The organism is Companilactobacillus allii (assembly GCF_001971585.1).
Lineage (GTDB): Bacteria > Bacillota > Bacilli > Lactobacillales > Lactobacillaceae > Companilactobacillus > Companilactobacillus allii.
Map to the genome: position 1 here is coordinate 1,868,119 of NZ_CP019323.1, position 23,336 is coordinate 1,891,454.

Below are 23,336 nucleotides of genomic sequence, written 5' to 3' on the forward strand. Positions count from 1 at the left end.
TAATATGGGAAATCATTTGGGAATCTATATAACTGATGATGCGAATAAAACATTTGAATTGCCGATTAATCCTGCCGAGGTTGAATTGACTGCTGAAACTGATGATAAAAGTGAAACTGTCACTGGCTTAGGTGAGGTTAATTTGATTGGGGATTCAAAGTTAAGGTCAATTAGTGTCCAAAGTACTTTGCCGTTGGATCCATCTAGTGAGCATTATGTTTCGGCACAGAATCTGTTGGGTAGTGCTCAAGAATATATTGATTGGTTGCTTAATATTCAGGAATCAAAAAAGCCGATGCGTTTAGTCATCAGCTCGACAAAAATTTCATTTAAAGCAACTATTTCAAGTTTTCAGTATGGTTTTAAAAATGGTTATGATGGTGAGTATGTTTATACATTAACTTTGAAGGAATATAGACCGTTTTTGGCCAAAAAAGTTACCAAGGAACAATCAGTTATAAGTGAATCAACTCGACCTACTCCGCCTAATAAAGTTGGCATTGGTTCAACTGTGATTGTTAATGGGCAATTACATCGTGATAGTGCTGGCAATGGTTTGGGATTGATTGAACAGAATGCCACTAGGAAGATTTCTTTGATTAATCCTGGTTCATCATATCCATATCACGTTGTTACTTTAGATGGTGGTGCACGTGGTTGGGTCAAAGAAAGTGACGTGAAGTCAGCATGATCACTAAATTTACTATTGGTCGTAGAAATAGTGGTGATACTTGGGATGTTTCAAGTTTGGCCAGCAATATTAAATGGGTCACTGATTTGAATTTTGCTGCAGGAACATTCACTTTTGATTTGTTGTTTGATGGTTCATTTTATCCTCAAAGTGGTGATGTAGTTGAGTTCCAGTGGGACGAACAGAAGATATTCTTTGGTTATATTTTTAAGACTACTTTCAAAGACAAGAAGTTTAGTATTACTGCATACGATAAGATGAGATATTTAAAAAATGAAGATTCGTTTGTGTGGCCAGTTTCTACTATTTCCGATAGATTCGATACTGTTTGTAAGATGGCTGAAATTAATCATAAGGTGATTAATGTTTCTGATTATAAACTGGCTGCTGAAGTAGCAGATTCTAAGACGTACTTCGACATGTTGAAGTCAGGAATTGACTCAACTCAAAAGGCCACCAATCAAATGTACTATGTGTTTGCTAATTATGATGTTGTTGAATTGCGGAAGGCTCCTTATAACAATCTAGATATTATTATTGGTGATCAGTCTTTGTTGACTGATTTTTCTTTTGAGAAATCGATTGATGATGCTGCTAACTCGGTTCGTATTATTAAGAAGAATTCATCAGAATCACAACAGACTACCTCTACAGCTACTGCAGATTCTGAATCGGCTGGTGATGACCCTAAGACTACTAGTTTTGCTTACACTGATGTTAAAGCTCATGATATTTTGGATTGGGGTAAGTTGCAGATTGTTGAGAATGCCAAGGACAAGGCCAATAACGCTCAAATGAAGCAACGTGCTGATGAATTACTCAAGGAGAAGAATAGAGAAACTTATACATTGAGTCTGGATTGTTTAGGTAATACCTCTTTGATTGCGGGTAATTCGGTTAATTTACAAATCAGTGAGTTGTCTAAGGCTGGATTCTACGTTGGTAACACGGCAATTATTAAAGCAACTCACAATTTTGGTAGTGACTATAATTGTAATTTGGAAATGAAGGTGAATGAACCATGGCTGGAGAACAGCTCCTCGAATTAATGAATAGTAAAGGTGGTAATGAATCGGATTACTCCGATATTGTTTACGGAAAAGTAATTAGTATAGATCCATTAAAGATTCAGACATCTAATCAAATGATTTTGTCTGAGTCTTTTTTAGTTCTGGGAAGACAGGTTACTAAACATAAGGAACATATTAGGGTATTGTCTCATTTTGATTCTATTGGTGAGGCTTCCGGTACCCGTCCTGATGTATCAGAAGCAATTGAGATTGACGGTTCACTTCAAGTTGATGATGAGGTTACTATGATTCGATTTGATGGTGGCCAACAATTTTATGTGTTAGAAAGAAGTAAGGATAGGAGGGATGTTGATGGATAAAACATTGACCTATCAAGTTAAAAATGGCCGAATATTGAATAAATTTGATAGACACGAGGCTATGATTCAAGCGGTTGATAAGATTTTGAAGACTGAAAGATTTGTTTATCCAATTTACGATAATCAATATGGTAATGATTTCTTTGAATTATTCGGTAAGTCATTTGATTATGCGACCGTTGAAGTAGAGCGGATGGTTAAAGAGGCTTTGTTATCTGACAGTCGTATTTTGAGTGTGCTGATAGATGACATTGAGATATTAGATAGAACTATCTTGCTAGTAAGTGGATCATGCACAACTATTTATGGTGATATTCCAATTGAAAGTGAGGTGAGTGTTAGTGACGCCTGAAAATTTAGCAAGCCAAATTGAATCAAGGGACTTTGATTATTATCTTAAGCAGATGATGGATAAAGTTCCTGACGACATTGACAAGCGCCAGGGCTCAATTATTTATGATGCTTTAGCTCCTGCAGCAATGTTGATGGCCAACCAATCATTGACTATGGGAACGCTGGTTAGAGAGTCTTATATCAAAACGGCAGATAATGAATTTTTAGATTATCGAGCGGGTGAACATGGTACTTCTAGACAGTTGGCGACTGCTGCACAAGTTATTGCTAAGTTTCTAGATTCAAAAGGGAATCCAATTGATAATGTTGATATTGGTGACAGGTTTGCTTCACTGGGCGATAATCCTATATTTTATAAAGTTAAAGCTATTAATGATAATTTAACTGGGATTCTGGAAGCGGAAGAACTAGGTACGCGTTCAAACGGATATTTGGGTCAAATATTGCCAGTAACGCCTAACGATGTATTATCTTGGGCAGAAGTGATTGAGGTGACTGTTCCGGCGCGGGATGATGAATCTGATGATCACTTACGTGAGAGATTATTGGCTTCCGATTCTTGGATTGCTTACGGTGGTAACATTTCTGATTATTTGGATATGTTATCTAAGATTCCAATTGTTGGCGGTGCACAGGTCTATCCTGTGTGGAATGGTGGTGGCACGGTTAAATTGGTTATTTTAGATAATGATTTGCGTGCTGCTAGTAAAGAATTGCTGACACAAGTTAAAAATGAGATTGACCCACCTGATTCACCCGGGTTGGGATATGGTCTGGCTCCAATTGATCACATGGTTACCGTTGTAGCTCCGGAAGAAATTCGTATTGATGTTTCAACTAAAGTAGAGATTGATTCAATTTCTGATAAGGATGTTTTAAGACCTAAGATTATTGACATAATTAGTAAGTATTTTGAGTTGTGTCGCTCTTCATGGGACGACGTCAATAAGGTGACTGGTAGAGGATACAATCTAGTTTTGTATCGGTCGAAGATTCTATCTGAAATTATGAAGGTTGAGGGTGTAGTGAATGCTTCTATTCCTGAGTTGAATGGTAGGGATGAAGATATTCATTTGATATTTAATAATGATATATCTCAACTTCCAATCATGGGTGAGGTGAAATTAGATGGTTAAACTTCAAAATTATTTACCTGATTATTACGATGATGTGTACGAGATGCAAAAACTGGTGGCTGCTGAACAAGTTGACTTCACTAAGTTTGATGATTTGGTTATGAGAACTTTGTTAAATCAATTTGTTACACAAACGGATTTATCGGGTATTTCAATATTTGAGGACCAATTAGGTATCGAACCTGATTCTAATGACTCGTTAGAGACGCGACAATATAATGTGTTAATGCGAATGCTGCCACCTAAGCCAATTACATTGAAGTATTTTAAAGAATTGTTACATACCTTGAATATTCCTACTTCGATTAATGTCGAATATGCAATCAGGCATGTTGAGACGGTAGCTAAAAAAAGTGAGATTAGTAAGGCTCAAATACAACGTTTGATATATCTATTAAACGTATATTTGCCTGCTAATCTCACTTTTCAAATTATTGTTAATTCGGAGTCAGACGCTGATTTAAATGAATATTTTGGTGCAACACAGGGTAGTTCAACCTTGGCAAGTGCGAATCCTAAATTAAAATATTTTTCTGATACTAAATTTAAAATATTTTGCGGTGGGATAAAGCCTGGAGTGGTTTCTTCAGCATTTGCACTACCCAAACTTGTTTCAACTGCGAAGTCTAAATTAACGGTCTATGCATCCGAATCCAATCCTCAAGCATATGCTCATGCTATTGCTAGAGCCTTGCTGAGAGGTGATTCAGAATTAGAAGAAACTAGTTATTTTGGAACTATTAAGCCACAGATATCAATAAATACTGAGCTAAAGGAGAAAGAATAAATGGCAGAATACAATGAAACAATTTTGACCGCTACTGGATTGGATTTAGCTAGCCGTGCTGCAAATGGTAAGACAAAGTTTGTCATTACACGTGCAGCATCAACAGAAGTTGATTTATCCAGTAAGTCAGAATCAGAATTACAGGCTTTGACTACTTTGCCTAGCGAGGCTCAGGCTGGTTCGATTGAGAATCAAACAGAGAATGTTCCTAATTCAAATGCTGTTATTGGAACCGAGATTTTGTTTACAAATGACGGTATTAATAAGAGCTATGTGATCAATGCAATTGGTTTATATGCAAGAGAAGACGGTAGTGATACTGAGATACTATATGCAATAAATACGGCAATTGATCCAGAGAGTATGCCTGACTTTGCTAAACAAGTCTTATTTCAGTTCAGATTTACTATTTACGTCGTTGTTGGAAGAACTGAAAATGTCACTGTTAAGGTTGATCCTACTGGGATGGCTTCTAAGGACTATGTTGATGATAGGGTCAATAAAATTAATACTGATGATGTTATTGGTAGTTCAGATACGTTGTCACAGTTAACAACCATGAGTAATTTTTTGGAGGATAAATAAATATGAAACTAACTGAATTTTTCGATTTGATTCAAAAGATAGTTGTGAAATTACCTGCAGCAGTTAAAATAAAAAAACTTGATGGTACATATTCGTCAATCAAGGCTGGCACAGATATGCAAGTAGATTTATCTGCGGTGGTTTATAGCAAGGATCAGGTGGATGATGCAATTAATAAAAAGGTTGTTGACGCAAATACAAACGCTTCAATAACTGATACGGCTCTATTGAAACAGCTTAAAGATATGAATACTTTTTTAAATGGAATAACAGAATAGGAGGAATGGACTAATGGAGTTTAAAAATGATTTGGAGTTAGTTGGACATGTTGCTGCACATTCTGTTTTGTCTGGAACTTATAAAGATTCAGATGGGAATGTCAAAGTATTATTGCCAACGGGTTCTGGTTCGTCACTTGATTTAGAACAATTTAGGAAAGATACCAATCCTACTGCTGCGGATACTAATCCACCGGTTGGTGCTGATATATATCCTGGTTCACTTGAAAAAGGAGAAGTTGGAGGTAGATATCTATTAAGTAACACTAAAACTGATCCAACCAAAGTAACTAATATTACTTTTTTAAAGGATGTTGGTAATAAGTTGAATATGGTTGGTGATGGATTACAATTCAGAGTACTTTTGCAGAAAACTGTCATTACAAAGGGAGTAAAAGGTGCTGTATCGACTGTTGAATTGAACTATGATCCCAAAAATATTGCAAAGAATAGTTGCTTTACAACTAAGTCACCAATACCTATAACAATTAAGGCAAGTTCCTTTAAAGTTGATGTTCCTGTTACTATCAAGTTGGATGGTGTAGGTGAGAACTTAGGATTAAGTAATAATCTTTCTCCAAGTATTACATTTACATTTAAAGCTAATAAGAGCATGGATATTAAGTCCAATCAGGGATATTCAAATGATGGCGTATCATCAGGAATTACAGGCGTTACGTATGATATTATTTGTGAAATGGTTAATACTTATTCAGCTCAAGAGGCAGTGTCACAATTACCGGTTGGCATGTCGTTAATGAGCGGTGATGTAAGTGGGGACGTTCCACTTAAATTTGTAAATGATGATTACTCAAATATTTCAGGTTTGCAGATTACGTTTAATCCCAAAATTATGATGACAGAAGGAACTGGCACTTCTGCCAAATATTGGATAGGAAGAGCCTATTTGAAATTTTCAGAAATGGGATTCACTTTTCCCAAGGTATTGAATGTAGAAAGAGATGATTTGTTACTTAATAGACAGATTGAAATTTCTTATAATGATTTAACAGACGCTACCAAGGTACATACTTATCAAGTAAATTCTGATAATGTAGAAAACGTGAAAACAGGTGATATATCCCCATCAGAGGGCCCTACATCTGTAACTTATTCTTCTAATCCGAATTTACTTATTGAAAGTGGATTATTAAATATTGATTTCAAAGTAATTGTAACTTCATCAATTACTAGTGCTAAATATATATATACTTTAAGTATTATCGATGTGTCAACATATTAGGGAGGTAAACTAATGTCCAAAATAACAATTGAGTTAAATGATAATGGTAATATAAGAAATTTTATAAAGAATGAATATAAAAAAGAAGGCTGGATTATCGTTGATGATAATCCAGCCTTTAACTATGAGAATAAGTTTGATTGGACAATAAGAAACTCAGACAACAAGTTAGTTCACATTGCAACAGGTATGACGCCAGAAGAAGAAGCTAATTCGGTCAGTGCAGCAACGCTTAAACAAGTCGGTGAGACCGCTGCTCAAGTAGCAAGTTTAGCAACAGCCTTTGGTGCATATATGAAAGCAACTGCATCAAATGATGCAACTATATCTAATACGGAAGAGGGTACTAAATAATGTTTATTGCAATTCAATTAATGTATCAAATGAATGTATACAAGAATACTGATGTTGCTGATTTTGTTAAATGGAACAATATCAATTCTGATCAATATAAGACAATCACTGGGGAAGAATATACGGAAAGCTAGCCATTTGGTTAGCTTTTTTGATTGAGGTGATGGAATTTGAAATATTTAAAGAAGAATCACTTTTGGTTCCTTACGGGAATGGAAACATTTGCCTTGGGGTTACTATTTATTTCTAATGGTAATTTTATTGATAGACCACCATCCACACCACCATTTATTACTAATGTAGATGACCCGCCATTTGCCATTGCGTTAATAATTGTTGGTTTATATACGATGTTCTCATGTTTTGATGTATTACATCATTCTAGAAAAGACGTAATCACGTTTGTACTTCTGTTTGTTTGGACGTTTTACCTTGTTATATTTTCAATTCATGATTTTACATCTCCCATATTTATGCCAAAATTCACTACTATTTTTATTTTATTTATAGTTGTAAGAATTTTGTTTGAATCATTTTGGAGTAATCCTAATGATTGATACCGTTAGAGTTGCTATTTCGGCTGTGGTTGGTGGTGCAGTTACGGGTATATTTGGCGTTTGGTTGCAGCGAACTAAAAACAAAGGTAGTAATGAAAGTATCTACGCTGATCACACTCAAGAGTTATTTGACAGGTTAGACAAGATAACTCAGGAACGTGATGACTTGAAGGAACAAGTTATTAAGTTAAATAACCAAGTTCAAAAGCAAAGTAATATTATTGATTCGCTTACTAAACAGGTAGGAAATTTAAATGAAAAGTTCGATTTAATGGAGGAAAAGTAAATGAACATTATAGAGGGATTAAATTTGATTGATGTGACACAACTGTTGACTATTGCAATTCTGTGTTATGTAACAACGAACGCAATTAAGAATACAGGTAAGGTTAGCACACAATACATGCCATTTATTTCAATGGTGTTAGGATTATTATTTTCAATTTTGATTGCAGTAGTATTTCATGATAGTGAAATGGGTAAGGCTATAATCGCAGGTCTATTGGTTGGTGGTTTTACTTCAGGAATGTTTGATGGAATTCAAGGATTCTTAAATGATGGGGGTACTTCAGAATGAAACGCAAATTAGTTTATATTGTAGGTCTGCTTATTGCAGGTCTATTTTTTTGTTCTACTAATGTTCAAGCTGCTAGAACGGATATGGTTGATGTGTCTAATCACAATGGCTACATGACTGTATCAAACTTTCAGGACATGTTGAACAATTATGGGGTCAAGGCAGTGATCACTAAGATATCTGAAGGTACTTATTATCATGACTACACGGCTGCCAATAATATCTCTACTGCCCAGTCTGCTGGTCTGTACATTAATGGTTATCACTTTGCTAGATATACCACAGTGGCGGGTGCGATATCTGAGGCTAACTATGCTGCTACTATGGCCAAACAAGATGGACTACCAATTGGAGCTGTATTAGTTACTGATGTTGAAGCTGAGCAACAAAGTGGATTATCAAGAGCGACCAATAATGCCAATAATAAAGCCTTTATGGAGCAAGTTGCTAAGTATGGATATCGTTCAGACATATACACTATGAGTTCATGGCTCGGCAACAAGATGGATGTGAACAGTGGTGGTTGGATTGCTTCATATCCGTATAACGCCTCAGGGAAGTCCTGGTATTCAGGCAATCATAGTTGGCAATGGGGAAGTACTTATCAATTTGCAGGTAGTTATGGCAATTTTGATGTTTCTCAAAACTATGATGATTTTTATACTGGTGGCCAAGCTGCTGAGGTAGATCCACGGCAGACGATTAATAATATTGTTTCTGTCAAAGGTAACAACTATAAGGCATTCACTACTTATGATAATTATGGTAATGCAAATAGTGGAACTGACGTTACTAGTGCTACTGATTGGGTATCTAATTCTATCAAGGTTGTTAATATGAAACCTTATTTTGTAATTGGGCGTAACGTTTTATTGCCTCAATCAACTACGACATTTAAGAATAAGGTGGTTATTAACTATCGTTCCGACTATGGTGTCTTGGCTTATAATTATAAAGGACAATCCGTTGGTGATAGTAATAAGACATTTAAGGGTGGAACAGAATGGGCAACTAACGATACATTGGTCGATATTCCCAATATTGGTTGGTGTTATAAAGTTGCTACTGATGAATATATTCCTGTTAAGTATATGCAGGGTTCTGGATACGCTGTATAAAGGATTAACAAAAATAAACTCAAAGAGCAGTCAATCTGATTTTCATTAGGTTGACTGCTCTTTTTTTGCTTATGTATATGTACACAATTTGTGCACATTTTTTTATAGTTCTTATGTGATTTGATATAAACTAAAAAATAGAATAAGTAATGATTGTATGTATAGTAAGGTTTTCTCAAAAATACTATTTTCTTATTTATAATAGAGAGCTTGTACTCTCCTTTAAAAGAACAAAAGAGAACAAAAGTTCGTATAATAAAAAGTAGAAAAGCTGTTATATCAGCCTTTCTACTTTTTTGTTTTGCTTAGAAACCAAGAGAATGTAATAACGTTTTGCACGGAGTTTTGCACGTCGCCTATTTTTGAAATTATTTTGCACGTCTTTTTTTTAGAAAATAATTACGTGCAAAATATTAAGCCATTTTTTATCATTCTATTTATTATTATCTAATTAACTTTAATTCATGAATGATCACCAAATTCATGAATTATATCGTCCATAGATACAATTTTCTTGCCATCTTTAACCCAACGTTTATGTGATATATCAGCAATATGTTGATCATACTCATTCTCCAGTCGACCTATGGAGTAGTTCTTTAACAATTCAGATAGACTGATACCGTAGAAATCAGCCATATATTGTAGCCAGTTTTTTTCACTATCAGATGTAATTGCCATATTACCACCTCTTAATATAATACATTGTAATATGCAACTGAGACACAGGCAATAAAAAATAGTTTATGAAATATAAAATGCGATACATACCGTGGTTAATCTCATTAATATAGAATAATTAAAGGACAAATAAAGAATTTATATTTCATCATTATATTGCATTTGCAACATTATGGGCTTATACTCTAAAAAGTGTAATAAGAGGAGCAAATAAGCATGGAAGATGTATTAAGAACAATCGGAACAATAGCCCGCGCATTAGATTCGATTGCAAATATTGAATTTGTTGATATTGATTTAACACGTGGACAATATTTATATTTGGCACGTATTTGTGAGCAACCGGGGATTATACAAGAACAGTTGGCTAATCAATTGAATGTGGATAGAGCAACTGTGGCTCGATCAGTTCAAAAATTAGAAAAGAAAAATATTATTACTAGGCAAAATGATGCTAAAAATTTGAGAATTAAACATTTGTTGCCAACTGAAAAGGGAAGATCGGTCTATAAAACTGTCAAACGTGAAAATGATTATTCAACTAAAATTGCGGTTGACGGTATGACGGATTCTGAAATTCTGGAATTAAGTAAATTGTTAAATAAAATGAAAAAAAATATTAATCATAGTTGGAAATATGTTAAAGATGGAAATAAACGAGAATATTAAATAAGGGAGAATATAAGTATGAATACTGTAATAAAACGTGTAACGGTAAATGACGTTAGTGAATTATGTGAAATTAGTAGGGAAACTTTCAAGGATACATTTGGGGCTGATAATACTAGTGAAAATATGAAAGATTATCTTGATAATGCCTACTCAAAAAATCAATTAATATCAGAAATAAATACCTCGGGAACGACTTTTTGGTTCTTGATGTCTGATGATAAGGTTGTAGGATATCTTAAGCTCAATATTGATCAGGCACAGTCTGATTCGGTTGCACCTGGTTCTTTGGAAGTAGAAAGAATTTATATACTTAAAGAATACAAGCGACATGGATTTGGTTCTACACTGATTAAGTATGCTTTTGAAGTTGCGGCTAAATCGAATAGAAGCAAAATATGGTTAGGTGTTTGGGAGCACAATGAAGCAGCAAAAGGATTTTATAAAAAGATGGGTTTCAAACAGATACGTGATCATGTATTTCAATTGGGCAATGACAAACAACGTGATTTGATTTTGTTGAAGCAATTGGATAAATAGTTATTAAGTTTAGTATGTTGTTTTTTACGTGTGAAGTGGATATAGTTAATGAGTTAAAAGACATTTGGAGAGGCAGTACAAAATTATTTTTTGGAGAAAAAGAATGATAACATTAAAATCGAAGCGAGAGATTCAAGGGATGCAAGAGGCAGGGGATATCTTGGCTGGATTGTTCAATGAATTGGAATCATATATAAAGATCGGACAATCAACATTTGATATCGACAACTTTTCTTATAAATATATTGTTGGACACGGTGCCACACCGGGCGAATTGAACTTTGAAGGCTACAAGTATTCCACTTGTATAAGTGTAAATGACATGATTTGTCACGGTTGTCCAAGTAAGGATATCTTTGTTAAAGAGGGAGATTTAATCAAGGTTGATACGGTTATTGACTACAAGGGCTACTTAAGTGATGCTTGTCATGCTTTTGTTGTCGGTAAAGCTTCAGATGAGGTTTCACAATTGATGGATGTGACTTTGAAGTCACTTTATTTAGGAATTGATCAGGCTGTTGTTGGTAATCGCATTGGTGATATTGGCTTTGCCATTCAAGAGTATGCTGAGAATAAAGGTTACGGAGTTGTTCGTGATTATGTTGGACATGGAATTGGTCCTACGATGCATGAGGCACCGGATGTGCCACACTATGGCAGACCGGGTCACGGGACACGTTTAAGGTCAGGCATGACAATTACTATTGAACCTATGATCAACGTGGGTAGTTTTGATTGCAGTGAACCAGATGAAAATGACGGTTGGACTGTTCGCACGGTTGATGGCAGTTTAAGCTGTCAATATGAACATACTATTGTAATCACTGATGATGGTCCTAAAATTTTGACATCGTGTGATCATAAAATGGATGCAAAATATTTATTATAGTTATTAAAAATTCTGAATATCAAATTCAGAATTTTTTTGTAAAAAAATAAGCCCCAATGGGCTTATTAATATCCAGAATTGTCGTAATCGTAGTTGCCAGTATCATAGTCACCAGTAGTGTCAGATTCTTCATCATCATAACTATACTGATTGTTTGATGAGCCATCTTTATTTAAAAAGCCTCTATCCATACCACTTTCTGTCTGTTGCTCGCCGAAAGTCTCCATGTAATCAGGGGTGTTTTTAAGTGCATCATAAGTAGACATTCCGTGTTGTGTTTTGTACAAAACAGGTGAGACACCGTATTTATTTAAAAATCCTGTCAATGTATTTTCGTCATATGATATTCCAGAATTTGAAGTAGTGTTTTGTTGGTCAGTATTTGTACTAGTTTGTTGCTGTGAATTATTCTGGTTTTGTTGTGTTGTTTGTTGAGTAGTATTTTGTTCTTGATCATTAGTAGTCTGTGTATCTTGTTCTTTTTTAGTAGTATCTTTAACTGATTTTGTTTTGTCATCAGTTTTCTTTTTAGCTGTTTTTTTCTTAGAACTAGTAGTGGACTTCTTATTTTTCACGGAACTAGATGTACCATTTTTAGAACTATTAGTATTACTAGTATTGTTGGAACAAGAAGCAAGAGTCAAACTTGTAGCAAGTATTAGTCCCCAACTGATAAATTTATGCATAGTCATTGCCTCCTAAAAATAACTTATACTAGATGCAATATTAGATTTGTGATTTATGAAATCCAGCGTTTATTGCATCTTGTTCTGTATTAAAGTAGACAACGTTTTTTGTGCTTATTTTGAAGTTTTTTTGTCCATAAGTATGGTAAACTTTTGAATTTGAGTTTCCAACAACCTTATCAAGTACAGCAGAATCTACAGTTTGATTATTAGATTGTTGTGAAGAATTATTTGAACTTTTGGTATTAATATTTGATAGTGAACTTGCTTTGACCCATTCGTTTGTTGCAACACGATAATATGTTTCTCCATCTATTCCAGATAGTGACTTGCTATAAATCCATGAGGATCCATCTGAGAGTGCTCGGTTCTTAACACGTTTGAGTCTGTTATTATTTAATGAATAAAGTGTTGCAATTTCATTGGTAGTTACTACTCCTTTATCCTTACTGATATTACCAGTGGTGGTCGTGTCAGCGTTGACAATTGATGGTGTTGATCCCAGTAACATAATAGACAGTGCAACTAAACTTGAAAGCATTGTTTTTTTCATAATAAACCCCTCTATAATTTATTTGATTATATATATTAATATATCATTAATAATCGTGAATTAATTTACAAACGACTTGATATAGTATTAAAAATGCATAGCTGAACTTTTATATCAGGAAGGTTACAAATACACGACAATATGTTTTAAATAATGATTTATTTGTCTATAGGTGGTATGATATTTTTGCAGTACAGATAATGTATTGCAACCATTTTCTGTTCACTACAACTAATATGGAGATAAGGTCAAACCGCCTTATCTCTTTTTTTGTACAATTTATGAACTTATTTATTTCTATTCAGCATATTTCTTGTGTGATTTTTCGCAATTCTGTAATCTTAAATTAGGAACTATACATTATGAGTCGTAAAGGAGAGAAATCATGTTTGAAAAAATTATTGTAGCTATCGATGGTAGTCCAATTTCTTATAGGGCATTAGATGTCAGTATGGAGCTAGCACTCAAATTTGATTCCTCAATTGAGCTAGTTTCAATTGTGAATACTAATAATATTCCTGTTAGTGTTGGTGTCTCATATATGCCAATGGTCAATGATTTGGAAGCTCAAACAAAGAAACACTTAAAAGTCGCTGAGCAGCAGTTAAAAAATCAAGAGATAGAGTACAATGTCATTTGTGAAAAGGGAGATCCACGAGTATTTATATCGACTGAAGTACCTAAAAACACTAAGGCAGACTTGATTGTTTTAGGTAAGAAAGGTAAGCACGCACTTGAAACATTCTTTATCGGATCGGTTGCTAGATACGTTTCTGAAAAAGCAGAGATACCCGTTTTATTAGTTGATTAATATAAAAAGGGATTTGTCGTTTAATTGACAAATCCCTTTTGCATATTTATTTGATAGTATTCATTACCGGCACAATTTAACATTTCATTCCAATTGTCAAAGTTTGTCGTCTCTTTAACGATCATGTCAAAGTGGCCTTGATCAATTTCTTGTAAAGTAGTGATGTCAGTTATACCGACATATTCCATGAAATTTTCGATACAAAAGTACATTGTATTGTGTTCCATAAAATCATTAGAAAAGTAATGTATAAATGGAATGGACTTAAGATTTTCTCGGATAGTACATTCTTTAGAAATTTTGTCTAAAATAATTTCCCCAGTTTGCATGAAGATTCCCCCTATAGGAATGATTTGTGAACTATCTTTAATTTTTTAGATTCTTAGTAAGAATATTTCTATTCACCTTCACCAAGTAACTTTGCGACTTCATTTTCATTATGTGCTAACCAACCACATGCCGCTGCAGCAATGGCACCAACTAAGTCATCTAAGAAAACATTGATTTTCCCAGTTGATTTGTCATTTAATTTCGATAATATACCGTGCTTTAGTTTATCGACGTAACCGTAGTTTGTAACAGATACGGATCCATATAAACTAGCCAACGTTATAGCCATATTTTCGTCAATACCATAAGTTGATTCATCAGTTTTCATGATTCGTTGCATTGGTGAGGATAATAGGCCTTTTTCTGCCAATACATCAAGCTCAATACCAGTCATTATGGCATTTTGGGCTTCACGTTTATGCAATACTTTTTTAATGGCATGAATGGATATTCCTTGATCAAGACCAGGGACGTAGTCCTTTTCAAGAAAAATAACAATTTCAGCGATGTCTGGCAAAGTCACACCTCGCTCATTTAGATTCCTGATGATGTGTTCGTAATATTCTTTATCTTGTTCAGCAAATGAAGCCATAATATTCCTCCTAATTACTTTTCGGATATCCATTCAGATTTGAATTCGTTTAAAAATTCATACATGAACTGTTGACGATGCAGCGCAATCTTCTTTGCAGTTGTCGTATTCATCATACTTGTTAATTTTAACAGTTTTTCGTAAAAATGATTGATTATAGTTTCATTATCAAGATTACGATATTGTGCCTTATTCATTTTTTCACGTGGTTTAATAGTTGGATCATAGATGGTCTCAGAATTTACTCCACCATAATAGATTGCTCTTGTAATTCCAATCGCTCCAATTGCATCCAATCTGTCTGAATCTTGAACGACTTGTCCAGCAAGAGAAAGCTTCGGTGGATTCTTGCTCAATGATTTACTGAAGGAAAGATTATGAGTAATGTACATTATTTCTTCGATTTGTTCTGCATTGAGTTTGATACCATGTAGAAATTCTCTGATTTCTGATTCTAGTTTCGGTGGGTCAGAGACCAATTTATCATCGGCAACATCATGTAGATATGCGGCACCAATGGTTATTATTTTGTCAGTCTTTTCTTCTTTTTGTAATTTAGTTGCCATTTTTACAACACGTTTTATATGATCAAAGTTATGACCAGTGTGATCGGTCACCATTTTCTTATATGAAAAATTACGAATTTCTTCGATTTGTTGTTCAGCATCCATGATTTAAACCCCTATAAGTTTGATATATATATTCTAACAGAGAATTTTGTTCACTCTATATTTAAATAACACATTGTATTAAAATGTAATTAATATAGGAGGGTACAATAATGAATTACATAAACAAAGAGATTCCTGATTTTGATGTAAAAGCTTATCATAATGGTGAATTAATAAGTTATAATAAGAAGAATCTACTCGGTAAGTGGTCAATTCTCTTCTTCTACCCAGCAGATTTTTCGTTTGTATGTCCGACTGAATTACAGGATCTACAAAAAAACTACGCTGATTTTAAGCAAAATAATGCTGAAATTTATTCAGTATCTGTTGATAGTGAATTCTCACATATGGCTTGGGCTGAAAATACTGAAGGTATTGGTAAAATCGAATATCCAATGTTATCTGATCAAAAGCACCAGTTAGCTGATTTCTTTGATCTGTTAGATTCACAGAGTGGTCAAACATATCGTGGTGTGTTCATTATCGATCCTAAGGGCGTAATTAAGTCTTATACGGTTAATGCTATGGGCATTGGTAGAAATGCCAAAGAAATCTTAAGAACGCTAGAAGCAGCACAATTTGTAGAAGAGAACGGTGATAATGTTTGTCCTGCAAATTGGCATCCCGGTGAGAAGACAATTGTTCCAAGTAGTGACTTAGTAGGTAAAATTTAGAAATTTAATATTTTGATTTGAAGTTCCCTACGGGGAACTTTTTTAGTATTCTATATATGGTATGTACCAGATATACAAAATACTACATGTAGTACCAATTATTAGAAAAATTAATTTAATAGTCAAATCGTTATAAGACTGGGCTATATTACAATTGTGCTATTATTCACGAAAATTAATTTAGGCAAAGGTCTTTCAGAATGCTATAACTTGGTGGTATGATTTTACCTGTTGTTCAAATATGTGGGGAACAAATGAGTTCCATAAGAGTGAGGAGAAGGATTAAATGACAAGTATTTTTAGCCCAAAGTGGTATGTCGAACAAATGAAGGGTTGGAGTTTTAAAAGTTACATGCTTTTAATGTTTGGTTTGGGTGCCATAACAGCTTCAACACTATCACACAGTATGTCAGGTATTGCCGTTGCAACATGGTTTGCCGGTGTTTTAGGATTTACATGTACAGTTGCAATTACTAATGCAAAACCATTGAATGGTGTTTTAGGTTTGATTTCAGCACTTATATATATATTCGTAGCAATTAACGCTAAGAACTTCGCTGATGTTATTTTACAAACAAGTTATATTATTCTTTTGGATATTCCAGTATTAATTAGTCCACAATGGGCAAAAGATGCCGAGAAACATATCCATGGTCTTACAGGTACAAAATGGTTACTTACAGCCTTATTCTTCTTTGCATCATGGGGTCTTTTATATTTGATGGATACAAATCTTTTCATCAGTCCTAGACCAGTTATTGATTCAGTTGCTAGTGCTATTGGTTTTACGGGGGCATTGTTATGTACATTGCGTTTCCGTGAACAGTATTATTTCTGGACAGTTCAAGGTGTTATGTCAATTATCCTTTGGGGTGTTACAGCAGCTCAAGGAGATGCTAGTCCTGTTTTATTCTTGACTTACATTATGTACTTCATGAATGATATGATTGCATTCTTCGATTCACATATTCACTGGTTCCATAAAGTTGATTCTGCTTCAACTGCTGATGTTGAAGATGTGAAGCAACAGATGAACTAAATAATTAATCAAAAGTTGAGTGTAAAAACTCGACTTTTTTTTTGGACAAAATTAATATATTCTTTACAAGAAGATTAAATACAAAGTGGGTTAGTTCATATGTTTGGGAAAAAAATATTAAAGATTACCTTAATAAGTTTGGTAGGAGTATTTGTAGTCGCTGATTTAGCTGGTGGAGCGTATCTATTTAACTATGCCTTTAAGAAAGGCAACTACGCTAGTACATTGGCGACAGGGCCACTGAAGGGAAATAATAAGTGGTTCAATGATCAAGACCAAAAGATTTGGACAGAAAAATCCAAAGATGGTTTGACTTTAAAGGCTAGATATTTACCAGCTGAACAACAGACTAATAAAACAGTGATCGTTGTTCATGGATATGGTAGTGCCAGCAAGTATATGGGTTCTTTCGTTAAAATATTCCATGATGCAGGGTACAATGTCTTGGCTCCTGATAATAGATCCTTTGGTCTTAGTGGCGGTGAGTATGCAGGTTACGGCTGGAAAGATCGAAGCGACATGTTGGGATGGATAAGTCGTGTTAATAAGAAGAATGGTTCAGGTTCACAGATTGGGTTATATGGTATCAGTATGGGTGCTGCTACTGTAATGTATACGTTGGGAAAACAACCACAAAATGTAAAATGGGCTATTGAGGATTGTGGCTATTCAACGATTTCTGGTGAATTGAATTATCAATTAAAGGAAATGTTCCATTTACCAAGCTTCCCATTAGTTCCAACAGCAGCTATTTATTCTAAGATATTTGCTGGATATAACTTCTATGAAGCAAATACTAAGGACACACTAAAAAGGAGTCATGTTCCACTATTTTTGATCCATGGATCAAAGGATACTTTTGTACCAGTTAGCAATGTTTATGAAAACTATAAAAATGCTAATGATCCAAAGAAACTATGGGTAGTAAAGGGTGCAGAACATGGCCAATCCTATAATAAAGATAAAGCGGAATATATTAAAAAAGTGACATCTTATGCGAACCATTATTTTAAATAAAAAATTAAAAGGACTCTTAATATGCCAGAAAATATTGATCAAGAAATACTCGATAATCAAGCCAATTGGGACGATTGAGCTAAAGTACACATTAATTCCAAATTTTATGATGTTGATAGTTTGATCAAGGATAAAACTCAAATTACGACAACAGTACAACATGACTATGCAGTTTTGAAACCATTCTTACCCAATCATAACGTTAGTGGCTTGAGCTTGTTACATCTTCAATGTCATATTGGGACAGATACGTTATCTTGGAAACGATTAGGAACTAAGAAAACTTTTGGATTAGACTTCTCTGAAAAGTCTTTGGCATATGCTCAACAAATTGCTAAACGATCACAGACAGATATTACTTATGTAAAAGGGGATGCACGTTTTGCATCTAGTAAAATTTCGGACAAGTTTGATGTTGTTGTTACAAGTATGGGCACGATTACTTGGTTGCCGGATTTATTGGATTGGGCAAAGTCAATTTATGAATTATTACAAGTTGGGGGGCACTTTCTGATTAGAGACGATCATCCAATGCTTGGTGCGCTAAATTTTGAGTCAATGACTATAACAGCCGATTATTTCAATACAAAAGTTGACACTTATCAGAGTGATCAATCCTATACAGATAACCCTGGAACAAAAATCACGCATATGACCAATCATAACTGGAATCATGACTTTCAAGAGATTGTTGGTTCACTAATAGAAGCTGGACTACAGATTGAATTCCTAGGTGAATATGATGTAACTGAGTGGCCAGCATTATCTAATTTGATTTCAACACCTGACGGATTTGTTTTGCCAGATGATGCTCCCAAAATTCCTTTAACCTTTGCTATTGTGGCAAAAAAAATAAAATAAACCATCTAATAGATCAATGGTTTATTTATAAATCAATATCTTCTTTATAAGTATTATTCTCATCATGATAAATAATCTCTAAACTTAGGTTTTCTTCATTATCAAAATCATGCTTTATAAGCATAGTTTGTTCAGGATTGATGCTTTTATTTTCCATACCTGACATCTCATCAGAATCATTAATAGTTATTGAATCTATAACGGCTTGAGACTTACCGGTATTTTTGATTTTAAAGTGTTTATTTGCAATTTTTATAGTTAAAAATGGACGTTGAAATTTTTCAATTGTTGAAACTGTTTGTTTAAGTGAAGAATTGATTTTAAAAACAGAAGTTGATAATAAAACAACTCCAATAATACTGGTTAATACCATAATAATTGCTGAAATAGCTAGTGTGAATTCATTGAATGGTAACATATTTGATCCTTTCGATTTTGTAATGTATGCGAACAGTTCTGCAAGGTCTATTTATTTGTAAATGAACTTCCTTGATAATGATATTAGGATAAATTATCAGAGGAGAGTTTTATGCACAAACTTAATTATAATAGAGAGACTTTTAAAATAATATTAATGCTATTAATGGTGTTAGATCATATTCCCTATTTTATTTCACCGTATCTAGCTGATGGATTTCATATAATAACTCGTGTCGTTGCAGTTGGATTTGGTTATTTGGTCGTTGAGGGATTGAAATATACACATAGTAAGAAAAATTATTTATTACGACTTACTGGTTGGGGAATATTTATGGGAATTGGTAACTTTATTATGAACCAATTCTTAGAACCAAGCTACCAAATGTCAATTCTTGGAGACAATATTTTTATAACCTTAGCATTAGGTGCTTCAATCATCATGCTTTGGAATTCGAAGCCACGAGTAAACAAGTATTTAGCTTTTATGCTATTAGTAGTTGGATGTGTTCCATTTTTGGAAGGTAGTTATCTGATATTGCCATTTATGTTTATTACAAATCTTACTTATACAAACATAAAACAGCGTGACTTATCATACTTGATTTTGGCAATATTCTTGGGGATATTAGAATTATCCATGAGTATTTCTACAATAGATATGAATAGCTTGTTATCGATATATGATAATATCGCAATGAATGCTAGTAGTATGTTCTTCATCCTACTAGTTCCAATGTTACATTTGTACAATGGTAAACAAGGTGAGTTAGGACACAGAATGAAATACTTATTTTACATTTTCTATCCAGCACATCTATGGATTATTCATTTATTAGCTAATTATTTAGTGAATTAAGACATCAAATACTGGAATCTTACAATTATGTAAGACTGTGCTAACGGTTCAGTTACATTCTTAAAAATCTATTTACTAAAGAATATCTAAGCGAGATAATTACCAATGATAAATGAATTTGAACGTTTATCAAATAATACTACATATCATATTGCTAAATCCGTAACTAAACAGTTTTTGGAGTCTGCCCGGCTCCGGAACTGTTTTTTTTGACGTTATTTTGTTGACGGAGAAAGATAATTTGCCAATACGTATAGTCTAGACTAATATAATCAAGACAAAATATGGAGGTCACTTATATGACAGAGACAAACGGATATTTTCAAAATGACAACGAGAAGGAAATAAATGTTCTAAATTTACAAAGTTTGGAAGCAGAAGCAGAGAAAATAATTCCTAAGGGCGGTTTTGGATATATTGCTGGTGGCTCAGAGGACAACTGGACTTTAAAAGAAAACACTGAGGCATTCAATCACGTACAAATAGTACCTCATGTTCTAAGCAATGTTGAAGATCCACAAACAGATACAAGTATTTTTGGAATCAATGTTAAGACACCTATTATGATGTCACCTGCTGCGGCCCAAGGTCTAGCACATGCAAAAGGTGAAATCGATACTGCAGCTGGTATTGCAAAGGCCGGAGCATTGATGTCACAAAGTACTTATTCCTCAACTTCAATTGCTGACACAATGAAAGCCGGTAATGGTGCCCCTCAATTCTTCCAACTATATATGAGTAAGGATTGGAATTTTAACGAAAATTTGCTAAAGGAAGCTAAAGAAGCTGGTGCAAAGGCTATTATTTTGACTTCTGATGCGACAGTCGATGGTTATCGTGAATCCGATGTCGTCAATGACTTCCAGTTCCCAATTCCAATGGCCAACTTAACTAAGTTTAGTGAAGGTGACGGTAAAGGTAAGGGTATCGGTGAGATATATGCCGCTGCAGCTCAAAAGATTGGCCCTGACGATATTAAACGCATTAAAGATATAGCTGGTTTGCCAGTGATTGTTAAAGGTGTACAAAGTCCAGAGGATGCATTGTTAGCAATCGGAGCTGGTGCAGATGGTATCTATGTATCTAATCATGGTGGTCGTCAATTAAATGGTGGACCTGCATCATTTGATGTCTTATCTGATGTTGCTAAGGCTGTTAATCACCGAGTTCCAATTATATTTGATAGTGGAATTCGTCGTGGATCACACGTATTTAAGGCATTGGCAAGTGGTGCTGATCTTGTCGCTTTAGCAAGACCAATTATTTATGGTTTGGCTCTTGGTGGTGCAGATGGTGTATATTCAGTTGTTGAACACTTGAATGATGAATTCAAGACAACTATGCAACTTGCGGGTACTAAGACAATTGAAGATGTTAAGAATTCTAAATTATTGAAAAAATAAATAATTTATAAAGCCTATGAAATAATAGTTGAGGTTAAACTATATATTTCATAGGCTTTTTATTTTAATTATATGTTTAAACATGTAATAATCGTCTTAAACCAGGTAAGAGGTGATGGCGATGTTCAAATCAGTAATTTTACAAACAATAGGTAAGAGCATATTTATTCCTAGCTATTATCTACCATGCTTGTTATTGAGCGTCTTTATTGGTTTTGTACTATACGAATATTTACTTAGGAAAGGGAAACATTAAGGATTATATCCGCTTTGTTTTCTCCCAACTATTATTATTTTCTAATAGTCTAATTATAGAAAGAATCAAACTTCCAAAGAATATAATGTACATATAGGAAAGTAAAACAATGGCTCGTAACATTTTAAAAATATTGGAGTTATCATTTAAAAAATCGGCGTGATTAATTATTACGCCTTTTTTTTCGGCTCTTTTTAGTTCTATAATATATAATTCGGTAAATAAAACTCCGAATAGTAATCCAATAATTGATAAAAATATAAATGAGATCAATGTTCCTATCCAATCACTTGATCCAACTATAAAGAATTTGAAAGTATAAAAAATTATTGTGAAGCCTGATAATGTATTTAAAATGGGCATGATACAGAATAATAAAACGTCCATTTTTTGTGATGTTGACATAATCTTTGATTTAATTATTTCATGGAGATACTTCCAACAATTAAATCCACCTTGAGACCAACGAGCACGCTGAACGAGGAGTCTTTTGAAGCTTATTAAGGCTTCTTGATCAACGTAAGCACTACCGACATATTTTATTTTTAACCCTTTTAACTTCATTCGTAAGGTTAATTCATAATCTTCAAGTAGTGCATCTCCCCAAGGAGCTTCACCTAGACAATCAAACACTGATGATGCTCTGAAAAATTGTCCATTACCACATAGTGCGGCAGAATCAATGTAACTTCTAAATATCTGTGTTAAATGATTGATCACAAAGAACTCAATATCTTGAAAGGTTTGAAGTACAGTAGTCGGTGATTTCATTTTCACTCTTAGTTGCACAGCCGAAACATCACTATTTGAAAAAGCATAATTTAATTCAGTTCCAGAATTGTAACTGAGGATACCATCGGCATCCATTACACCAATAATTGTTTTACTAGAATCAAGGTTCTTTTCTTCCATGATCTGTTTGATTAATGGTATAGAAGAATTCAAGGCACTTCCTTTACCATTTCTGGCATTAGGTTTTACACGTTTTAATATAGAAATGGGACCGTTAATTTTTTTTGCAATGTTTACAGTATTATCATCAGAATCATCATCGATTACGATGATATGTTTGGAAATTTTTAAGTTAACTAGTTTTTTTAGAGTATTTCCAATTACTTTCTCTTCATTTAGACATGGGACCAATATAATGTAGAAAAAGTCATCATTGTTATCCGTGATTTCGTGCGTTTCAAATTTTTTATCGTGGAAAAATGTAAAGGTCATCAAAAAGCATTGTGTCATAAATAACAACAAAGCAATGATATAAATTATCATGTAATCACCTCTTCAGTGCTATATTTTGGTCTCGAATTGGGGT

The 23,336-nt window shown here is 34.0% G+C and carries 32 protein-coding genes and 1 pseudogene; 25 read left to right on the forward strand and 8 right to left on the reverse strand.

What is annotated here, in order from left to right; genetic code table 11:
- Positions 1-4: 4 nt before the first annotated feature.
- The 15 genes from BTM29_RS09210 to BTM29_RS09280 are packed head-to-tail and all read left to right on the forward strand — an operon-like array spanning position 5 to position 9,070.
- The gene (locus BTM29_RS09210) at positions 5-691 is read left to right on the forward strand and encodes a hypothetical protein (protein WP_076616498.1); all 687 of its coding nucleotides are present in this window, start codon (positions 5-7) and stop codon (positions 689-691) included.
- Positions 688-1,740 (forward strand): XkdQ/YqbQ family protein, encoded by a 1,053-nt coding sequence (locus tag BTM29_RS09215; protein ID WP_076616501.1) that lies wholly within the window; start codon positions 688-690, stop codon positions 1,738-1,740. Before BTM29_RS09210 ends, BTM29_RS09215 begins: the two co-directional genes overlap by 4 nt.
- Complete coding sequence (locus BTM29_RS09220) at positions 1,713-2,081, forward strand: DUF2577 domain-containing protein (protein ID WP_076616504.1); 369 nt, start codon at positions 1,713-1,715, stop codon at positions 2,079-2,081. The genes BTM29_RS09215 and BTM29_RS09220 overlap by 28 nt, the downstream gene beginning before the upstream one ends.
- On the forward strand, positions 2,074-2,433 hold the full coding sequence (locus BTM29_RS09225) for a DUF2634 domain-containing protein (protein ID WP_076616507.1): 360 nt from the start codon (positions 2,074-2,076) through the stop codon (positions 2,431-2,433). The genes BTM29_RS09220 and BTM29_RS09225 overlap by 8 nt, the downstream gene beginning before the upstream one ends.
- A complete protein-coding gene (locus BTM29_RS09230; protein WP_076616509.1) occupies positions 2,423-3,571 on the forward strand; it encodes a baseplate J/gp47 family protein in 1,149 nt (382 codons plus the stop codon). The genes BTM29_RS09225 and BTM29_RS09230 overlap by 11 nt, the downstream gene beginning before the upstream one ends.
- On the forward strand, positions 3,564-4,358 hold the full coding sequence (locus BTM29_RS09235) for a putative phage tail protein (protein ID WP_076616512.1): 795 nt from the start codon (positions 3,564-3,566) through the stop codon (positions 4,356-4,358). The genes BTM29_RS09230 and BTM29_RS09235 overlap by 8 nt, the downstream gene beginning before the upstream one ends.
- Positions 4,359-4,943 (forward strand): phage tail-collar fiber domain-containing protein, encoded by a 585-nt coding sequence (locus BTM29_RS09240; protein WP_076616515.1) that lies wholly within the window; start codon positions 4,359-4,361, stop codon positions 4,941-4,943.
- Between the two features lie 2 nt (positions 4,944-4,945).
- Positions 4,946-5,221 carry a hypothetical protein gene (locus BTM29_RS09245; protein ID WP_076616518.1) on the forward strand — a complete coding sequence of 92 codons (276 nt, stop codon included), beginning with the start codon at positions 4,946-4,948 and terminating at the stop codon, positions 5,219-5,221.
- A gap of 13 nt (positions 5,222-5,234) precedes the next feature.
- Positions 5,235-6,464 (forward strand): hypothetical protein, encoded by a 1,230-nt coding sequence (locus BTM29_RS09250; RefSeq protein ID WP_076616521.1) that lies wholly within the window; start codon positions 5,235-5,237, stop codon positions 6,462-6,464.
- Between the two features lie 12 nt (positions 6,465-6,476).
- Positions 6,477-6,818 carry a hypothetical protein gene (locus tag BTM29_RS09255; RefSeq protein ID WP_076616523.1) on the forward strand — a complete coding sequence of 114 codons (342 nt, stop codon included), beginning with the start codon at positions 6,477-6,479 and terminating at the stop codon, positions 6,816-6,818.
- The gene (locus BTM29_RS09260) at positions 6,818-6,952 is read left to right on the forward strand and encodes an XkdX family protein (protein ID WP_083685972.1); all 135 of its coding nucleotides are present in this window, start codon (positions 6,818-6,820) and stop codon (positions 6,950-6,952) included. The genes BTM29_RS09255 and BTM29_RS09260 overlap by 1 nt, the downstream gene beginning before the upstream one ends.
- A 36-nt stretch (positions 6,953-6,988) precedes the next feature.
- A complete protein-coding gene (locus BTM29_RS09265) occupies positions 6,989-7,375 on the forward strand; it encodes a hypothetical protein (RefSeq protein WP_083685973.1) in 387 nt (128 codons plus the stop codon).
- Positions 7,368-7,661: a hypothetical protein gene (locus BTM29_RS09270; RefSeq protein WP_076616526.1), complete on the forward strand. Its 294-nt coding sequence runs from the start codon at positions 7,368-7,370 to the stop codon at positions 7,659-7,661. The genes BTM29_RS09265 and BTM29_RS09270 overlap by 8 nt, the downstream gene beginning before the upstream one ends.
- Positions 7,662-7,952: a holin gene (locus BTM29_RS09275; protein WP_076616530.1), complete on the forward strand. Its 291-nt coding sequence runs from the start codon at positions 7,662-7,664 to the stop codon at positions 7,950-7,952.
- The gene (locus BTM29_RS09280) at positions 7,949-9,070 is read left to right on the forward strand and encodes a GH25 family lysozyme (protein WP_076616533.1); all 1,122 of its coding nucleotides are present in this window, start codon (positions 7,949-7,951) and stop codon (positions 9,068-9,070) included. Before BTM29_RS09275 ends, BTM29_RS09280 begins: the two co-directional genes overlap by 4 nt.
- A gap of 462 nt (positions 9,071-9,532) precedes the next feature.
- Here BTM29_RS09280 and relB read toward each other — a convergent pair whose 3' ends face one another.
- Positions 9,533-9,751, reverse strand: coding sequence for a type II toxin-antitoxin system RelB family antitoxin (gene relB, locus BTM29_RS09285; RefSeq protein WP_076616536.1), 219 nt, complete (start codon positions 9,749-9,751; stop codon positions 9,533-9,535).
- A 216-nt stretch (positions 9,752-9,967) separates the two neighbouring features.
- On the opposite strand from relB, the gene BTM29_RS09290 reads away from it, so the two are divergent.
- The 3 genes from BTM29_RS09290 (at position 9,968) to map (ending at position 11,849) form a co-directional block, all read left to right on the forward strand.
- The gene (locus BTM29_RS09290) at positions 9,968-10,420 is read left to right on the forward strand and encodes a MarR family winged helix-turn-helix transcriptional regulator (protein ID WP_076616540.1); all 453 of its coding nucleotides are present in this window, start codon (positions 9,968-9,970) and stop codon (positions 10,418-10,420) included.
- 18 nt (positions 10,421-10,438) lie between these two features.
- Positions 10,439-10,960 carry a GNAT family N-acetyltransferase gene (locus BTM29_RS09295; protein ID WP_076616543.1) on the forward strand — a complete coding sequence of 174 codons (522 nt, stop codon included), beginning with the start codon at positions 10,439-10,441 and terminating at the stop codon, positions 10,958-10,960.
- Positions 10,961-11,063: 103 nt separating this feature from the next.
- Positions 11,064-11,849 carry a type I methionyl aminopeptidase gene (gene map, locus BTM29_RS09300; RefSeq protein ID WP_076616547.1) on the forward strand — a complete coding sequence of 262 codons (786 nt, stop codon included), beginning with the start codon at positions 11,064-11,066 and terminating at the stop codon, positions 11,847-11,849.
- 65 nt (positions 11,850-11,914) lie between these two features.
- Here the strand turns inward: map and BTM29_RS09305 are convergent, their stop codons facing one another.
- Both BTM29_RS09305 and BTM29_RS09310 read right to left on the reverse strand, forming a co-directional pair.
- Positions 11,915-12,535: a hypothetical protein gene (locus BTM29_RS09305; RefSeq protein ID WP_083685974.1), complete on the reverse strand. Its 621-nt coding sequence runs from the start codon at positions 12,533-12,535 to the stop codon at positions 11,915-11,917.
- Between the two features lie 40 nt (positions 12,536-12,575).
- Positions 12,576-13,088, reverse strand: coding sequence for a sunset domain-containing protein (locus tag BTM29_RS09310; RefSeq protein ID WP_076616550.1), 513 nt, complete (start codon positions 13,086-13,088; stop codon positions 12,576-12,578).
- 385 nt (positions 13,089-13,473) lie between these two features.
- Between BTM29_RS09310 and BTM29_RS09315 the strand changes: the two genes are divergently transcribed.
- Positions 13,474-13,899 carry a universal stress protein gene (locus tag BTM29_RS09315; protein ID WP_076616554.1) on the forward strand — a complete coding sequence of 142 codons (426 nt, stop codon included), beginning with the start codon at positions 13,474-13,476 and terminating at the stop codon, positions 13,897-13,899.
- 20 nt (positions 13,900-13,919) lie between these two features.
- On the opposite strand, the gene BTM29_RS09320 is transcribed toward BTM29_RS09315, so the two are convergent.
- The 3 genes from BTM29_RS09320 to BTM29_RS09330 form a co-directional block, all read right to left on the reverse strand.
- Positions 13,920-14,228 carry a hypothetical protein gene (locus BTM29_RS09320; protein WP_076616557.1) on the reverse strand — a complete coding sequence of 103 codons (309 nt, stop codon included), beginning with the start codon at positions 14,226-14,228 and terminating at the stop codon, positions 13,920-13,922.
- Positions 14,229-14,296: 68 nt separating this feature from the next.
- Positions 14,297-14,821, reverse strand: a complete 525-nt coding sequence (locus tag BTM29_RS09325) for a phosphatidylglycerophosphatase A family protein (protein WP_076616561.1) — start codon at positions 14,819-14,821, stop codon at positions 14,297-14,299.
- Between the two features lie 14 nt (positions 14,822-14,835).
- Entirely contained in the window at positions 14,836-15,492 is a 657-nt protein-coding gene (locus BTM29_RS09330) for an HD domain-containing protein (protein ID WP_076616564.1), read from the reverse strand.
- A 110-nt stretch (positions 15,493-15,602) separates the two neighbouring features.
- Here BTM29_RS09330 and BTM29_RS09335 point away from each other — a divergent pair, with 110 nt between their 5' ends.
- From BTM29_RS09335 to BTM29_RS09350, 4 genes and pseudogenes are all read left to right on the forward strand, one after another.
- The gene (locus tag BTM29_RS09335; protein ID WP_076616568.1) at positions 15,603-16,166 is read left to right on the forward strand and encodes a peroxiredoxin; all 564 of its coding nucleotides are present in this window, start codon (positions 15,603-15,605) and stop codon (positions 16,164-16,166) included.
- A gap of 286 nt (positions 16,167-16,452) precedes the next feature.
- The gene (gene pnuC, locus BTM29_RS09340) at positions 16,453-17,205 is read left to right on the forward strand and encodes a nicotinamide riboside transporter PnuC (protein ID WP_076616571.1); all 753 of its coding nucleotides are present in this window, start codon (positions 16,453-16,455) and stop codon (positions 17,203-17,205) included.
- Between the two features lie 99 nt (positions 17,206-17,304).
- Entirely contained in the window at positions 17,305-18,222 is a 918-nt protein-coding gene (locus BTM29_RS09345) for an alpha/beta hydrolase (protein WP_076616572.1), read from the forward strand.
- A gap of 21 nt (positions 18,223-18,243) precedes the next feature.
- A pseudogene (locus BTM29_RS09350) lies at positions 18,244-19,083 on the forward strand (class I SAM-dependent methyltransferase).
- Between the two features lie 25 nt (positions 19,084-19,108).
- On the opposite strand, the gene BTM29_RS09355 reads toward BTM29_RS09350, so the two are convergent.
- On the reverse strand, positions 19,109-19,501 hold the full coding sequence (locus BTM29_RS09355; RefSeq protein WP_076616575.1) for a hypothetical protein: 393 nt from the start codon (positions 19,499-19,501) through the stop codon (positions 19,109-19,111).
- Between the two features lie 111 nt (positions 19,502-19,612).
- Between BTM29_RS09355 and BTM29_RS09360 the strand changes: the two genes are divergently transcribed.
- Positions 19,613-20,359, forward strand: a complete 747-nt coding sequence (locus BTM29_RS09360) for a TraX family protein (RefSeq protein WP_076616579.1) — start codon at positions 19,613-19,615, stop codon at positions 20,357-20,359.
- Between the two features lie 299 nt (positions 20,360-20,658).
- A complete protein-coding gene (locus BTM29_RS09365) occupies positions 20,659-21,762 on the forward strand; it encodes a lactate oxidase (protein ID WP_076616582.1) in 1,104 nt (367 codons plus the stop codon).
- 259 nt (positions 21,763-22,021) lie between these two features.
- Here BTM29_RS09365 and BTM29_RS09370 read toward each other — a convergent pair whose 3' ends face one another.
- The gene (locus BTM29_RS09370; protein WP_076616586.1) at positions 22,022-23,293 is read right to left on the reverse strand and encodes a glycosyltransferase family 2 protein; all 1,272 of its coding nucleotides are present in this window, start codon (positions 23,291-23,293) and stop codon (positions 22,022-22,024) included.
- Positions 23,294-23,336 lie beyond the last annotated feature (43 nt).